Below are 13,092 nucleotides of genomic sequence, written 5' to 3' on the forward strand. Positions count from 1 at the left end.
TGACGTCACCGGCCTATACTCCCCGGGGGGTATCGGGAGGAGCGGCTACAGCGGGTGGAGTACGGACGACGACACCGCCACCGAAGGTCGGGCGTGGCCGGGCAGGCGACGGCGCTCGGCCACGCGGTCGGGTTCGCCCTCGACATGCGGTGCTCGACATGCGGTGCTCGACATGCGGTGCTCGACATGCCGTGGGAGAAGCTGCGGGCGCGACACCGCCCCTGCGCTTGAGGCGTCGAGGAGGGTCGTGGCCGGGCGTCCGTGAAAGGATCGTGGATGGACGCCGTCGTCTCCCGTGAAGGACGTGGTCGGATGCGCCGTTACAGGAACGGCAAGGTCGCGGCTGTGCTCGCCGTCGTCTACGCCGCTCTGGTGCTGGTTCTCGGCGTGGTCTCGCTGGTGATCCTGCTGACGGTGCGGGATCCGATCCTGCTGAGCGGCGTCGCGCTCATCGGCGTCACCTTCCCCCTCGGCTGGCTGATCTGGTGGGGATGGGACCTGGTGCCGCCTCAGATCGCGAACCCGGTGCTGCTCACCGTGGTCCTGGCCGGCGCCGGTCTGCTGCAGGCGTGGTTGATCTGGCGGATCTTCCGGGGGCGCCCTGTCCCCGGAGACGGAGTGTGATCGTCCGCCGCGGCCGTCAGATGGCGGCCGTGATCTCGTCGCGGTGCTCGTTCAGCCAGTCGTCGAGGGAGCGCAGCCGGGGGTTGAGCTCGCGTACCAGGCCGAGGTCGCGTACGCCGGTGAAGTAGGCGGACGCCTCGGAGTAGAACTCGAACATGTTGCCGATCTCGACGGCGCCGGGGAATCCGGCGGCCCGCATCTGGTCGTAGGTCAGCGGCGCGTAGGTCACCGGCTCGCCGAGCAACGTGGTGAACTTCTCCGCGAGCTCCTTGCCGTCGGCGTGCTCCCCGGCGATGCTCACGGTGCGGCCGACGAACTCCGGGCCCCGCCGGAAGATGCCCAGCGCGGTGCGGCCGATGTCCTCGGCGGCGATCATGGACATCGGGTTGCCCGCCATGGGCAGGGTCAGCACGAGGCGGCCGCTCGCGTCGCGGTGTGGGCTCTGTCCCTGGAGGAAGGCCTCGTAGTAGAAGGTGGTCTGCAGGAACGTGGTCGGCACGCCGAGACCGGTGAAGGCCGCGTTGGCCTCGGCCTTGGCGTCGAAGTGCGGCACCGCGTACTCCCCGAGCAGCGTCGGCACCCGGCGGCCCAGGTGGGCGAAGTGCGGCCGGGTGTCCTCGAGCGTGGACCACACGACGTGCCTGAGCGCGGCGGCCTTGGCGGCGCGGGCGGCCGCGTGCGCCTGGTCGATCTCCATGCGGGCGGCATCGCGGGCGGCCTCCTGCTCGGGGGTGCGCCGGGCCCAGAAGTTGGTCACGACGTACGCGCCCCAGGCCCCGGCGAAGGCGTGATGCGCGCTGTCCTCGTCGTCGAGGTCGGCGTACACGACCTCGGCGCCCTGCTCGGCCAGGGCGCGGGCCTGCGGGGAGGCGGTGTCGCGGGTGAGGGCGCGGACGGTGAACGGTCCGTCGGGGTCGGCGAGGATGGCGCGGACCAGTCCGCCGCCCTGCGCTCCGGTGGCCCCGACCACAGCGATGATCTTCTTGTCGGTCATGCCTTCACCTTGGCGGCGTTCTCGCGCGGGCGCCTGCCCCTGTCCTGGGTACCCATGCCAGGGGATGGGAGCGGCCGGCGGATGTGGCGACAATGGGGGCATGGGAGAGCAGCTGGGGGAGTTCCTTCGCGCCCGCCGTGCCGCGTTGACGCCCGAGGCCGGCGGCGTGCCGACCTACGGCATGGCGCGCCGGGTGCCGGGCCTGCGCCGCGACGAGGTGGCGCAGCTGGCCGGGATCAGCGTGAACTACTACACGCGCCTGGAGCAGGGCGAGAGTCATCAGATGTCGGACTCGGTGCTGGAGGCGCTGGGCAACGCCTTCCAGCTGACCGCCGATGAGCGCATGCACCTGGTGCGGCTCGCCCGTCCCGAACAGGTGCAGGTGGCGCGCCGGCCCTACGGCCCCGAGCGGCTGCGTCCGTCGGTGGTGGCGCTGGTGGAGGGGGTCGCCGACCAGGCGGCGATCATCCTCGGCAGGTACTTCGACCTGCTCGGCGGCAACCGGCTCGGCTACGCGCTGTACGGCCTGAACCCCGGTCAGCGGGTGAACCTGGCCAAGAGGATGTTCCTCGACCCGGCCATGCGCGACCTGTATCCCGACTGGGAGACGCACGCCGGCGAGGTCGCCGCCTACCTGCGCATGGCCACCGGCGACATGCCGGACGATCCTCTGCTGGCCGAGCTGATCGGCGAGCTGAGCATCAAGAGCCCCGACTTCACCCGCGTCTGGGGCGGCCAGCGGGTCGCCGAGTGCACCTACTCGGTACGGCGGATCAACCATCCCCTCGTCGGGCCGCTGGAGCTCAACGAGGAGACCATGCGCGTGCCCGACGACCCCGGCCAGCGGATCCTCTTCCTCGGCGCAGCGCCCGGGACGGACTCGGCCGAGCGCCTGCGGCTGCTCGACTCGCTGAGCGCCTGACCGCGGGGGCGAGGGCAGCAGGATCATCAGCGCCACCAGCACGGCCGCGGCCGGCTCGCCCCAGAACAGGACGTCGGTGATGGCCGCCGCGGTCGCCTCCGGGCTCGGGGCGCGGCCCTGGAGCTGCCGGGTCAGGAGGTTGCCGAAGATCGCCACGCCGAGCGAGAGGCCCAGCCCGCGGACGGACACCGTGGCCGAGGTGGTGGCGGCCAGATCCGCGGGGGAGGCCGCGTTCTGCGCGAGGACGACCAGGTTTCGGTCTCATCCGACCCGTGGCATGTCGCGCCGATCCTGAGGCATTCGCCCGCATGCCTCAGGTGTGCCAGACAGCCGGCGCTTGTCCCGTGAGGGATCCTCCCCACTCGATGTGCGAACAGATCCAGACACCATGGCTCACAGGCTATCTTGACTATGGTTAATATCGCCGGAGTGCTATGTACCTGGAGACGTGATGGAGTTGAACTCGCTCAGGCAGTTCCTGGTGGTGGCGCGGCTGGAACACCTCAGCGGCGCGGCCGAGGAGCTTCGCGTCGCCCAGCCGTCGCTGAGCCGTACCATCGCCAGGCTGGAGAGCGAGCTGCGCACACCACTGTTCGACCGGAGCGGCCGGCTGCGGCTGAACGACGCGGGCAAGCTCTTCCGCGATTACGTCGAACGCTCCCTGGGGGAGCTGGATGCGGGGCGGCGAGCCGTCGCCGAGGCCGTCAGCGAGGGTGTGGGCACCGTACGACTCGCGTCGGAGACCTTCCTCACGCTCACCGGGCCGCTGGCGGCCTTCAAACGAGCTCACCCGACCATCGAGGTCGAACTCCGCTGGATGGCGGCCGAGGACATGGGCCGTCACCTGCGGGCCCAGGACGTTGACCTGTGCGTCGCCTCCCAGCCGATTTCCGCTGAGGGCCTGGAGGCGGTCCAACTGCTCGATGAGGCGGTCGGTGTAGCCACGCCGCTCGGCCATCCGCTGGCGAGCCGTACGTCGGTGAGCATCGACGAGCTCACCGGCCAGCCCTTCGTCAGCGCCCGCAAAGGGCACTGGCAACGCCGGCTCCTGGACCGGCTCTTCGCCGCACGAGACCATACCCCGAAGATCGTCTGCGAGGTCGACGAGCCCAGTGCCATCGCGGCCCTGATCAGCGCTGGGCTCGGCATCGGTCTCGTCCCCGCCTTCGCCCGGACCGGCTCCACGCGGGTCCCGGCCGCCTGGGTCCCTGTCGACAGCCCTGACTGCCGACGCGCGGTCGCCCTGTACTGGGGCGCCGGCAGCCACCTGTCCACCGCCGCCCGCCTGATGCGCACCACGATCGCCAACTGGAACTGGATCACCGGCGAACCACAGGAGAAGCGCTAAGGGGGTCCGGCCGGCGACGTCGACGATGTGAGGCGTGATCCGCTCGCCGCTTCGATCGGGCGGTGCGCGGTGACGACCAGCCCTCCGCCGTCGGTGGCCGCCCACGGGGCTCGCAGCCGAGAGAGCAGCCTGGTACTCGCGCCGCCCTGGCCTGATTCGGCCCCTTTGGCCTGTCGTACGAAAGGGTCTCACGAGGTACGGCTCGGCGCGTTCGGCAGGAGGTTCAGCAAGGGGGTGTCGGGGTCGGCGAGTTGTTGCGGGTCGGCGGGGTGCCCGGTGGCGATGAGGGTGCGCAGGTGATCGGCGGCGCCCCGGTTGTCGATGGTCAGGGCGGCCACGGGGATGCGGCGGTCGAGCCAGAACGCGGTGAATCCGTGAGTGGCGTGCTCGCCGCGGGTGATGATGCGGTCCCAGGTCGTGGGGAGTCCGAGGTATTCGAGGGTGGAACCGTACTGGGTGGAGAAGAAGTAGGGGACGTGGCCGATGGTCGAAGGCTTGCCGACCATGGTGGCCGCGGCGGCGGTGCCGTGGATCACGGCGTTGTCCCAGTGTTCGATCCGTACGGGGTTCAGGTAGCGCGGGTGCTGGTGGCGGGTGACGTCGCCGGCGGCCACGGCGGCCGGGTGCGAGGTGCGCAGGTGCTCGTCGGTGAGGATGCCGCCGTCGACGTGCAGCCCCGCTGCCTGGGCGAGTTCGGTGTTGGGGGTGGCGCCGATGCCGACGATGACGAGGTCGGCGGGGATCGTCCGTCCGGTGATGGTCTGGACGGCTTCGACCGAGCGCGTGCCGAGGATGGCCTCGACGCCGTCGCCGAGGAGCAGGTTCACGCCATGGTCGCGGTGCCGGCGGGCGATGAGGCCCCCGATCCGGTAGCCCAGCACGTGGTAGAGCGGTGTGGGCAGGGGGTCGATGACGGTGGTGTGGTTGCCGAAGGTACGACTGGCGGCCACGAGTTCGGAGCCGAGCCAGCCGGCGCCGATGACGACGACATTGCCGGCCGCGCGCAGGGCCGTGGCCAGGCGTTCGCTGTCGTCGCGGTTGCGCAGGTAGTAGACGCCGTCGAGATCGGCGCCCGGCACCTGGAGGCGGCGCGGGCGGGCGCCGGTGGCGATCAGCACCCGGGCGAAGGGGAACACGGTGCCGTCGCCTAGCCGTACCCGCCGGGCGTCCAGGTCGAGGGCGGTGGCGGGGGCGCCGAGTGCCAGCGCGATGTCCTGGTCGGCGTAGAACTGCGGCTTCAGGACGTCGAGGTCAGCGGGCCCCGTGGTGCCCAGGAGGTAGCCCTTGGACAGGGCAGGGCGTTGGTACGGCAGGTGGGGTTCGTCGCCGACGAGGGTGATCGGCCCGTCGTAGCCGTGGTCGAGCCGCAGGGCCTGGGCGGCCTTCGCGCCGGACAGGCTCGCTCCGATGATGACGATGCCGGGATCAGTGCTCATGGCAATCCTCCAAAGCTCGACGAGGCGCTGAACCACAGGGGGGCGTCCCGATCCCACTCGGTCGAACCGCGGAATCGGGACACCACACGATCGGTGGTTGGGGGCCGTCCGGGCCGGGTCACTTCTGGAGAACGGCCTGGACCTCGAGGCTGATCGACACCTTGTCGCCGACCACGACGCCACCGGCTTCCATCGGGGTACTGATGTCAATGCCGAAGTCGCGCCGGTTGATCTCCGCGGTCGCGGAGAAGCCGGCCCGCTGTGCACCCCACTGGTCCGAGCCGAACCCGTTCACCTCGACGGCCAGCGGTACCTGCCGCGTGACGCCGTGCAACGTCAGCTCACCGTCGATGGCCCAACCGTCGCGGGTCTGGCGGATGCCGGTCGAGCGGTAGCTCATCGTCGGGTACTTGTCGATCTCGAGATAGTCGGCGGTGCGCAGGTGGTTGTCACGCATTTCGTGGCCGGTGTCGATGGACGCAAGGTCGATCGTCGCGGCCACCGACGAGCCCAGCAGGTCCTCGCTCGTGACGATCGTGACGTCGTAGGTGGTGAACCGGCCACGCGTCTTGCTGATCATGAGATGACGGACGGTGAAAGCGATCTCGGAGTGCACCGGGTCGGCTTTCCAGGTGCCGACCAGATAACCCGGGATCTCGACGGTCGCGGGGACGGGGATCATGGCTTTCCTCCATGGATGGGGTGCCGCGGTGACGCGGCGCAGGGGGGAGTGGGGCGGCAGGATCAGGGCTCGAGATCGACAACGCCTTTGCCGCTGGAGATGTCGAGCGGCACCGAGACCTGGTCGTGCACGATCAACCAGGTGCCGTCGATCTTCTGGAGGCAGTAGGTGACCCTGACCCACATACCGCTCGTCGCCGTCCCGTTCTTCAGCGTGCCGCTGAGACGAGCGAACGCGTGCCCGAACGCCACATCATCGCCCACAGTGAGCGCCAGGTCGCGAACCTCATAAGTCACACGCTCGAAGAACGTAAACACGGGCGCCCAGTTCTTGAGCTTCGCCTCGATCCCCACATGCTGGAGCGGCGGCTCGATGTCGAAGGACACGATGTCCGTTGCGTAAAGCCGCTTCAGACCCTCGAGATCCTTGCCTTGGAGCCCTTCGACGATCTTGCCGACCAGCTGGCGGATCTTGGCTTCATCTACCTCGCGTTGCGTGGGCATCGCTACCCCAGCCCTTCCCTTTGCGGCGGAATCTTGGCTTCTCACACCTCCGACGCTATGGCTCTGGAGTTATCTTGTCTAAGATTAATATTGCTATGGCGTTATGCTCCGGGTGCCATGATGGAGTGCTGCCGGGCCGCGATGCGCTTCGCATCGCCTGGCCGTACCGCCGCTGGGCTGGAGAGGGCGAGCCGGGCGCGCCTCCGTTCGATCGCAGCGGCCTGGCCCTCTGCTGACGACACGGGCAAGCTCAAGCTCTTCTGCGTCGAACGCCCCTTGGGCGAGCCAATGCGGGGTGGCGAGCTGGATGGGGGCCCTCAGCGAGGGACTATGCATTTCGAGTTATCTGTTCATGGCAAAGCCGGTCTTTGACGGCATAAGCGCCTATCCTCTACGGTCGCAATGGCGCCCACATCACGCCACTGCACCAGGAAGGCCGCACGCACCATGAGCGCTGCGGATCTGGCCCGACTCCACTTCGCGGCCACCACCGGCATCCACTGGCTGTTCGTGATCCTCACGATGGGCCTGGTCCCCATCGTGGCGATCATGCACACCTGGGCCACGTTCACCCGAGATCTCGCCAAAGCGGCCGTACGCAGCGCATGACGCGCTTCTGGGGCCAGCTCTACCTCCTCGACCACGCCGTCGGCATCGCCACCGGCATCGTCATGGAGTTCCAGTTCGGGCTCAGCTGAAGCGCTCGGCCGGAGCGCTCTTCCAGCCCAGATAGCCGGCGGGTCGTACGGGCGCGCCGCTACGCTCTGGATCACCACCCCTCGGCCCGGAAGGAAGCACCTCGTGCGCACGTTCAAACTCCAGGTCCAGATGACCGTCGACGGTTACATGGCCGGCCCGAAGGGCGAGATGGACTGGCTGAACTTCCCGTGGACCGACGACATCAACGCCTACATCGGCGCGCTCACCGACCCCGTCGACTGCATCGTGCTGGGCCGCAGGCTCGCCGAGGGGTTCATCCCGGCGTGGGCGGCCGGGCCCGAGGGTGAGGACCAGAAGTCCATCGACAAGATGAACGACACGCCCAAGGTCGTCATCTCCAACACCCTCACCGAGTCGCCGTGGGAGAACGCCGTGGTCGCGGGTGGTGACCTCGCCGAGATCGTCAACGGGCTCAAGGCCCGGCCGGGCGGCGACATGATCGCCTATGGTGGTGGCACGCTCGTGTCGAGCCTGATCGCCCAGGGGCTGCTCGACGAGCTCCACCTGTTCGTCAACCCGGTGGCCATCGGCTCCGGGATGCCGGTGTTCGGCGACGCCGGCGACTACAAGTGGCTGCGCCTGGTCGCGGCCCGGCCGTTCGACTGCGGGATCACCGCGTTGCACTACGAACCGAAGCGCGCCTGAACCCGCCGCCGCCAACGGGCCCGGCGGCTTCCGCGCCGGCCTAACCGACGAGGTCGGCAAGCTCCTGCGCGGTGGCCCGGATGTGCCGCTGTCCGTTCTCGGTCTGCACCGTGATCGCGAGCATGGCGTCCACTCTGGCACAGGCCACCGACAATTCCGGGCCGCGCGCGAGGATCGTCAGGTGGCGGGGACGCACTCGATGACGGTGTGCCACGGTGGGATGTCGTGCACGGCGGCGACCCGCAGTTCGGCGGTCGCGGCCAGCGTCCGGTAGTCGTCGAGGGTCCGTTCCCGGCCGCCGGTCAGGACCAGCATCCGCAGGTTCATCTCCGCGAACATGGCCGGATCGACCTCCGAGGTGCTGGGCGACTCGAGGATCAGCACCCGTCCGTGCGGGCCCGCGGCGCCGGCGCAGCGGCGCAGGATGGTGGTCGCCTCGGCGTCGGCCCAGTCGTGCAGCACCCGGTTGAGCACGTACGCGTCGGCGCCGGTGGGCAGTTCGTCGAAGAAGCTGCGCCCGACCGTCTCGCACCGGTCCGCCAGTCCGTGCTCGGCCAGGTAGCGCTGCCCGCGTGAGACGGTGTCCGGCAGGTCGATCAGCAGACCGCGCAGGCCGTCGTGGCGCAGCAGCAGTTCGGCCAGCAGCCTGCCGGTGCCGCCGCCGACGTCGGCCACCCGGCCCAGCGCCGGCCAGTCGTAGCCCTCCGCCAGCTCGCGGCCCGCGGCGTTGACCGCCATCGTCGCGTCGAAGGACGCGCTCAGCTCGGGATCGGCGTCGAGGTGGTCCCAGAACGGCGCCCCGAACACCGCCGGCCAGGCCGGCAGGCCGGTCCGCACCGTGTCCTGCAGGCCGGTGAAGGCCAGGTCCATCCGGCCGCCGAACCCGTCCAGGTCGAGCCACCGCCACGCCGCGGACGGGTGGTCGCGGCGCAGCAGGGCGGCGGTCGCGTTCACCGCGAACGTGCCGGGCCGGGGCTCGGTGAACACGCCGCGGCCGACGAGGTGACGCAGCACCCGGCCCAGCGCGTCGGGGTCGGCGCCGGCGCGGGCGGCCAGGTCGTCGAGGTCGGAGCCGTGCTCGTCCACCAGGTCGGGCAGCCGCAGGGTCACGGCCACCCGGAGTGCCATCGGGGTCATCAGGTCCATCAGCGGCGTCAGGGCCCGCCATGCGGCGGCCCCGTCCAGGGGGGTGTCGTCGCTCGTCATGCACTTATCATGCGCCCCAGCTTACGAATCTACATTGTAAAGGGCATGGGGCTGTGGACAACCGACCGCGCAAGAGCAACCCCCAAAGCCCCGACATGGGGCGGCTGTGCTGCTCCGCGGGGCTTACTTGGCGAGGGTCTGGTTGAAGCGCAGCATGTTGCCGGCGGGGTCGCGGAAGGCGCAGTCGCGGACGCCGTAGAACTGGTCCATCGGCTCCTGCAGCACCTCGCCGCCCGCGGCGCTGATGCGCTCGAAGGTGGCGTCGCAGTCGTCCGTGGTGAAGATGATGCCGCGCAGCAGGCCTTTGGCCATCAGCTCGGCCATGGCTTGCTTGTCGGCCGGTGAGGCGTTGGGGTCGGCGAGTGGTGGTTCGAGGACGATGTCCACGTCCGGCTGGGAGGGTGACCCGATGGTCACCCAGCGCATTCCCTCGTATCCGACGTCGTTACGTACCTCCAGACCGAGGACGTCGCGGTAGAAGGCGAGGGCCTTGTCGTGGTCGTCGACGGCGATGAAGCAGGTGGAGAGCTTGATGTCCATGCGCTTCAGCCTATGGGCGGGCGGAGGGGCCCGCTTCTCCGTTCCTGACCGGTCGCGTGTAGATCTTGGCCATGCAGGCGGGGATGTCGGCGGCGTGGTCGTGGTCGCGGGCCCGGTAGGCGCTGGGGCTCTCGCCGACCAGCTGGGTGAATCGGGTGCTGAACGACCCGAGTGACGTACAGCCGACCGCGAAGCAGACCTCGGTGACGGAGAGGTCGCCGCGCCGCAGCAGTGCTTTGGCGCGCTCGATGCGGCGGGTCATCAGGTAGCTGTAGGGCGTCTCGCCGAAGGCGGCGCGGAAGCTGCGGGAGAAGTGGCCCGACGACATCAGGGCGTCACGCGCCAGTGCCGGGACGTCGAGGGGCTCGGCGTAGTCGCGGTCCATCCGGTCGCGGGCCCGCCGCAGCCGGACGAGATCGTCGAGGTCCTGCCGTCTCACCTGGTCAGTTTCTCACAGGATCCGGGCGCGACCGGTCAGGAATGGAGAAGCGCGCATCGGTAGGGTGCGGCTAGCGTGACCAGCACAGACCTCACCTTTTCGAACAGGAGTGAACCATGAGCGACTCTTCCACCCAGGGGATCAAGACGGTGCTGCACCCGGTGGCGGACCTGGCGAAGGCCAAGGTGGTGTACGCGGCCCTGCTGGGCGTCGAGCCGGTGGCCGACGGGCCCTACTACGTCGGTTTCGAGGCCGCGGGCCAGCACATCGGGCTGGTGCCGGCCGGTGGACCGCAGGCGATGACCTCGCCGGTGGCCTACTGGCACGTGCTGGACATCGAGGCGAAGCTGGCCGAGGTGACCGCTGCCGGTGCCACCGTGAAGGACCCCGTGCGCGACGTCGGCGGCGGCCGTCTGGTGGCCACCGTGACCGACCCCGATGGCAACGTGCTGGGGCTGCTTCAGGATCAGTGAGCGGGGGGTTCCCGCTCACCGTACTGACACCAAATACCAGACATAATGCTCGAAACTGGTCGGATCGAGCCAGGCGGTCCTGCCCAACAGATGGAGAGACGATGAGCAAGGCCACGAGGACGGACCCGCAGTCGCCTGCGCCGCACGTTGCCGACAGCCACGATCTGATCCGCGTGCACGGCGCACGCGAGAACAACCTCAAGGATGTCAGCATCGAGATCCCGAAGCGCCGGCTGACGGTGTTCACGGGGGTCTCCGGCTCGGGCAAGAGCTCGCTGGTGTTCAACACGATCGCCGCGGAGTCGCAGCGGATGATCAACGAGACGTACAGCACGTTCGTGCAGGGCTTCATGCCGACGCTGGCGCGGCCCGAGGTCGACGTGCTGGACGGGCTGACCACCGCGATCATCGTCGACCAGCAGCGCATGGGCGCCGACCCCCGCTCCACGGTCGGCACCGCCACCGACGCCAACGCGATGCTGCGCATCCTGTTCAGCCGGCTCGGGCGGCCGCACATCGGCTCACCCAACGCCTTCTCCTTCAACGTCCCCTCGGTACGGGCGAGCGGCGCGATCACCGTCGAGCGCGGCGCCAAGAAGACGGAGGTGCAGACCTTCACCCGCACCGGCGGCATGTGCACGCGCTGCGAAGGCCGGGGCGCGGTCTCCGACATCGACCTCACCCAGCTCTACGACGACTCCAAGTCGCTGGCCGAGGGCGCGTTCACCATCCCGGGCTGGAAGTCCGACAGCTTCTTCACCGTGCGGGTCTACGCCGAGTCCGGCCTGCTCGATCCGGACAAGCCGATCCGCGACTTCACCAAGAAGGAGATGCAGGACTTCCTCTACCGGGAGCCGACCAAGGTGAAGGTCGAGGGCGTGAACCTCACCTTCGAGGGGCTGATCCCCAAGATCCAGAAGTCGTTCCTGTCCAAGGACCGGGAGGCGATGCAGCCGCACATCCGGGAGTTCGTGGACCGGGCGGTGACCTTCACCACCTGCCCCGAGTGCGACGGCACCCGGCTCAGCGAGGCGGCCCGCTCCTCGCGGATCGACGGCGTCAACATCGCCGACGCGTGCTCGATGCAGATCAGCGACCTGGCCGAATGGATCCGCGGCCTCGAGGAGTCGTCGGTGGCGCCGCTGCTGGCGATGCTGCTGCGCACGCTGGAGTCGTTCGTGGAGATCGGGCTGGGCTACCTGTCGCTGGAGCGGCCGGCGGGCACGCTGTCGGGCGGCGAGGCGCAGCGGGTCAAGATGATCCGCCACCTCGGCTCCTCGCTCACCGACACCACCTACGTCTTCGACGAGCCCACCATCGGCCTGCACCCCCACGACATCCAGCGGATGAACGACCTGCTGCGCCGGCTGCGCGACAAGGGCAACACGGTGCTCGTCGTGGAGCACAAGCCGGAGGCGATCGCGATCGCCGATCACGTCGTCGACCTGGGCCCCGGCGCCGGTACGGCGGGCGGCACCGTCTGCTTCGAGGGCACCGTCGAGGGGCTGCGGGCCAGCGGCACCGTCACCGGCCGCCACCTCGACGACCGGGCCGCCCTCAAGGAGAGCGTGCGCAAGCCCACCGGCACGCTGGAGATCCGCGGCGCGAGCGCGAACAACCTGCGCGAGGTCGACGTCGACATCCCCCTCGGGGTGCTGGCCGTCGTCACCGGTGTCGCCGGCTCCGGCAAGAGTTCGCTGGTGCACGGGTCGATCCCGGCCGGCGCGGGTGTGGTGTCGATCGACCAGGGTGCGATCCGCGGCTCGCGGCGCAGCAACCCGGCGACCTACACCGGCCTGCTCGACCCGATCCGCAAGGCGTTCGCGAAGGCCAACGGGGTGAAGCCGGCGCTGTTCAGCGCCAACTCCGAGGGCGCCTGCCCCGCCTGCAACGGCGCCGGCGTCATCTTCACCGACCTGGCGATGATGGCGGGCGTCTCCACGGTGTGCGAGGAGTGTGACGGCAAGCGGTTCCAGGCCTCGGTGCTGGAGCACCGCCTCGGCGGCCGTGACATCAGTGAGGTGCTGGCGATGCCGGTGGCCGAGGCCGAGGAGTTCTTCGGCGCCGGTGAGGCGCGTACGCCGGCCGCGCACGCCATCCTCGGGCGGCTCGCCGACGTCGGGCTCGGCTATGTGAGCCTCGGCCAGCCGCTCACCACGCTGTCCGGCGGCGAGCGGCAGCGGCTCAAGCTGGCCACCCGCATGGCCGACAAGGGCGGCGTGTACGTCCTGGACGAGCCGACGACGGGCCTGCACCTGGCGGACGTCGAGCAGTTGCTCGGCCTGCTGGACCGGCTGGTCGACTCCGGCAAGTCGGTCATCGTCATCGAGCACCACCAGGCGGTCATGGCGCACGCCGACTGGATCATCGATCTCGGCCCGGGCGCCGGTCACGACGGCGGCCGGATCGTGTTCGAGGGCACGCCCGCCGATCTCGTCGCGGCCCGCTCCACCCTCACCGGTGAGCATCTGGCGGCCTACGTCGGCGCCTTCTAGTCAGGGCGTGATCGCGGCGCTCGCGTGGCCTGGTGCCGTGCGGGCGCGGGCGTGTGAATAGACTT

Annotated in this window: 16 protein-coding genes; 8 read left to right on the forward strand and 8 right to left on the reverse strand. The window is 69.6% G+C overall.

Features of this window, described 5'->3' with window-relative positions; all coding sequences use genetic code 11:
* The first annotated feature begins 312 nt into the window (after positions 1–312).
* On the forward strand, positions 313–624 hold the full coding sequence (locus ABZX61_RS43790) for a hypothetical protein (RefSeq protein ID WP_355203382.1): 312 nt from the start codon (positions 313–315) through the stop codon (positions 622–624).
* Positions 625–640: 16 nt separating this feature from the next.
* On the opposite strand, the gene ABZX61_RS43795 is transcribed toward ABZX61_RS43790, so the two are convergent.
* Complete coding sequence (locus ABZX61_RS43795; RefSeq protein ID WP_355203385.1) at positions 641–1,618, reverse strand: NmrA/HSCARG family protein; 978 nt, start codon at positions 1,616–1,618, stop codon at positions 641–643.
* A gap of 100 nt (positions 1,619–1,718) precedes the next feature.
* On the opposite strand from ABZX61_RS43795, the gene ABZX61_RS43800 reads away from it, so the two are divergent.
* Complete coding sequence (locus tag ABZX61_RS43800; RefSeq protein WP_350736484.1) at positions 1,719–2,540, forward strand: helix-turn-helix transcriptional regulator; 822 nt, start codon at positions 1,719–1,721, stop codon at positions 2,538–2,540.
* A 451-nt stretch (positions 2,541–2,991) separates the two neighbouring features.
* Complete coding sequence (locus ABZX61_RS43805; protein ID WP_355203389.1) at positions 2,992–3,888, forward strand: LysR substrate-binding domain-containing protein; 897 nt, start codon at positions 2,992–2,994, stop codon at positions 3,886–3,888.
* A gap of 188 nt (positions 3,889–4,076) precedes the next feature.
* Here ABZX61_RS43805 and ABZX61_RS43810 read toward each other — a convergent pair whose 3' ends face one another.
* The 3 genes from ABZX61_RS43810 to ABZX61_RS43820 form a co-directional block, all read right to left on the reverse strand.
* Positions 4,077–5,324 carry an FAD-dependent oxidoreductase gene (locus ABZX61_RS43810; RefSeq protein WP_355203392.1) on the reverse strand — a complete coding sequence of 416 codons (1,248 nt, stop codon included), beginning with the start codon at positions 5,322–5,324 and terminating at the stop codon, positions 4,077–4,079.
* Between the two features lie 118 nt (positions 5,325–5,442).
* A complete protein-coding gene (locus ABZX61_RS43815) occupies positions 5,443–6,006 on the reverse strand; it encodes a YceI family protein (protein WP_355203395.1) in 564 nt (187 codons plus the stop codon).
* Between the two features lie 62 nt (positions 6,007–6,068).
* Positions 6,069–6,509, reverse strand: a complete 441-nt coding sequence (locus ABZX61_RS43820; protein ID WP_355203398.1) for a nuclear transport factor 2 family protein — start codon at positions 6,507–6,509, stop codon at positions 6,069–6,071.
* A 447-nt stretch (positions 6,510–6,956) separates the two neighbouring features.
* On the opposite strand from ABZX61_RS43820, the gene ABZX61_RS43825 reads away from it, so the two are divergent.
* The 3 genes from ABZX61_RS43825 (at position 6,957) to ABZX61_RS43835 (ending at position 7,874) form a co-directional block, all read left to right on the forward strand.
* The gene (locus ABZX61_RS43825; RefSeq protein WP_355203401.1) at positions 6,957–7,118 is read left to right on the forward strand and encodes a cytochrome ubiquinol oxidase subunit I; all 162 of its coding nucleotides are present in this window, start codon (positions 6,957–6,959) and stop codon (positions 7,116–7,118) included.
* Positions 7,115–7,207 carry a cytochrome ubiquinol oxidase subunit I gene (locus tag ABZX61_RS43830; RefSeq protein ID WP_355203404.1) on the forward strand — a complete coding sequence of 31 codons (93 nt, stop codon included), beginning with the start codon at positions 7,115–7,117 and terminating at the stop codon, positions 7,205–7,207. The genes ABZX61_RS43825 and ABZX61_RS43830 overlap by 4 nt, the downstream gene beginning before the upstream one ends.
* 103 nt (positions 7,208–7,310) lie before the next feature.
* Positions 7,311–7,874, forward strand: coding sequence for a dihydrofolate reductase family protein (locus tag ABZX61_RS43835; protein ID WP_355203407.1), 564 nt, complete (start codon positions 7,311–7,313; stop codon positions 7,872–7,874).
* A gap of 40 nt (positions 7,875–7,914) precedes the next feature.
* Here ABZX61_RS43835 and ABZX61_RS43840 read toward each other — a convergent pair whose 3' ends face one another.
* The 4 genes from ABZX61_RS43840 to ABZX61_RS43855 form a co-directional block, all read right to left on the reverse strand.
* Complete coding sequence (locus tag ABZX61_RS43840; RefSeq protein WP_355203410.1) at positions 7,915–8,070, reverse strand: hypothetical protein; 156 nt, start codon at positions 8,068–8,070, stop codon at positions 7,915–7,917.
* Entirely contained in the window at positions 8,052–9,080 is a 1,029-nt protein-coding gene (locus tag ABZX61_RS43845) for a methyltransferase (protein ID WP_355203412.1), read from the reverse strand. The genes ABZX61_RS43840 and ABZX61_RS43845 overlap by 19 nt, the downstream gene beginning before the upstream one ends.
* A 123-nt stretch (positions 9,081–9,203) precedes the next feature.
* The gene (locus ABZX61_RS43850; RefSeq protein ID WP_350736462.1) at positions 9,204–9,620 is read right to left on the reverse strand and encodes a VOC family protein; all 417 of its coding nucleotides are present in this window, start codon (positions 9,618–9,620) and stop codon (positions 9,204–9,206) included.
* Positions 9,621–9,630: 10 nt separating this feature from the next.
* Complete coding sequence (locus tag ABZX61_RS43855) at positions 9,631–10,005, reverse strand: helix-turn-helix transcriptional regulator (RefSeq protein ID WP_350736641.1); 375 nt, start codon at positions 10,003–10,005, stop codon at positions 9,631–9,633.
* 170 nt (positions 10,006–10,175) lie between these two features.
* On the opposite strand from ABZX61_RS43855, the gene ABZX61_RS43860 reads away from it, so the two are divergent.
* Both ABZX61_RS43860 and ABZX61_RS43865 read left to right on the forward strand, forming a co-directional pair.
* Positions 10,176–10,532: a VOC family protein gene (locus ABZX61_RS43860; RefSeq protein WP_355203415.1), complete on the forward strand. Its 357-nt coding sequence runs from the start codon at positions 10,176–10,178 to the stop codon at positions 10,530–10,532.
* Positions 10,533–10,633: 101 nt separating this feature from the next.
* Positions 10,634–13,027: an excinuclease ABC subunit UvrA gene (locus ABZX61_RS43865; RefSeq protein WP_355203418.1), complete on the forward strand. Its 2,394-nt coding sequence runs from the start codon at positions 10,634–10,636 to the stop codon at positions 13,025–13,027.
* The last annotated feature ends 65 nt before the right edge of the window (positions 13,028–13,092 follow it).

This window comes from Nonomuraea sp. NPDC003709 (genome assembly GCF_040610775.1).
Classification (GTDB): domain Bacteria; phylum Actinomycetota; class Actinomycetes; order Streptosporangiales; family Streptosporangiaceae; genus Nonomuraea; species Nonomuraea angiospora_A.

Excerpts from the sequence above, each read along its gene's own strand:
- ABZX61_RS43795 (WP_355203385.1), bottom strand. The coding sequence starts at position 1,618 with ATGACCGACAAGAAGATCATCGCTGTGGTCGGGGCCACCGGAGCGCAG.
- ABZX61_RS43800 (WP_350736484.1), top strand. The coding sequence starts at position 1,719 with ATGGGAGAGCAGCTGGGGGAGTTCCTTCGCGCCCGCCGTGCCGCGTTG.
- ABZX61_RS43825 (WP_355203401.1), top strand. The coding sequence starts at position 6,957 with ATGAGCGCTGCGGATCTGGCCCGACTCCACTTCGCGGCCACCACCGGC.
- ABZX61_RS43790 (WP_355203382.1), top strand. The coding sequence starts at position 313 with ATGCGCCGTTACAGGAACGGCAAGGTCGCGGCTGTGCTCGCCGTCGTC.
- ABZX61_RS43860 (WP_355203415.1), top strand. The coding sequence starts at position 10,176 with ATGAGCGACTCTTCCACCCAGGGGATCAAGACGGTGCTGCACCCGGTG.
- ABZX61_RS43805 (WP_355203389.1), top strand. The coding sequence starts at position 2,992 with ATGGAGTTGAACTCGCTCAGGCAGTTCCTGGTGGTGGCGCGGCTGGAA.
- ABZX61_RS43810 (WP_355203392.1), bottom strand. The coding sequence starts at position 5,324 with ATGAGCACTGATCCCGGCATCGTCATCATCGGAGCGAGCCTGTCCGGC.
- ABZX61_RS43820 (WP_355203398.1), bottom strand. The coding sequence starts at position 6,509 with ATGCCCACGCAACGCGAGGTAGATGAAGCCAAGATCCGCCAGCTGGTC.
- ABZX61_RS43830 (WP_355203404.1), top strand. The coding sequence starts at position 7,115 with ATGACGCGCTTCTGGGGCCAGCTCTACCTCCTCGACCACGCCGTCGGC.
- ABZX61_RS43850 (WP_350736462.1), bottom strand. The coding sequence starts at position 9,620 with ATGGACATCAAGCTCTCCACCTGCTTCATCGCCGTCGACGACCACGAC.
- ABZX61_RS43865 (WP_355203418.1), top strand. The coding sequence starts at position 10,634 with ATGAGCAAGGCCACGAGGACGGACCCGCAGTCGCCTGCGCCGCACGTT.
- ABZX61_RS43815 (WP_355203395.1), bottom strand. The coding sequence starts at position 6,006 with ATGATCCCCGTCCCCGCGACCGTCGAGATCCCGGGTTATCTGGTCGGC.
- ABZX61_RS43855 (WP_350736641.1), bottom strand. The coding sequence starts at position 10,005 with ATGGACCGCGACTACGCCGAGCCCCTCGACGTCCCGGCACTGGCGCGT.
- ABZX61_RS43845 (WP_355203412.1), bottom strand. The coding sequence starts at position 9,080 with ATGACGAGCGACGACACCCCCCTGGACGGGGCCGCCGCATGGCGGGCC.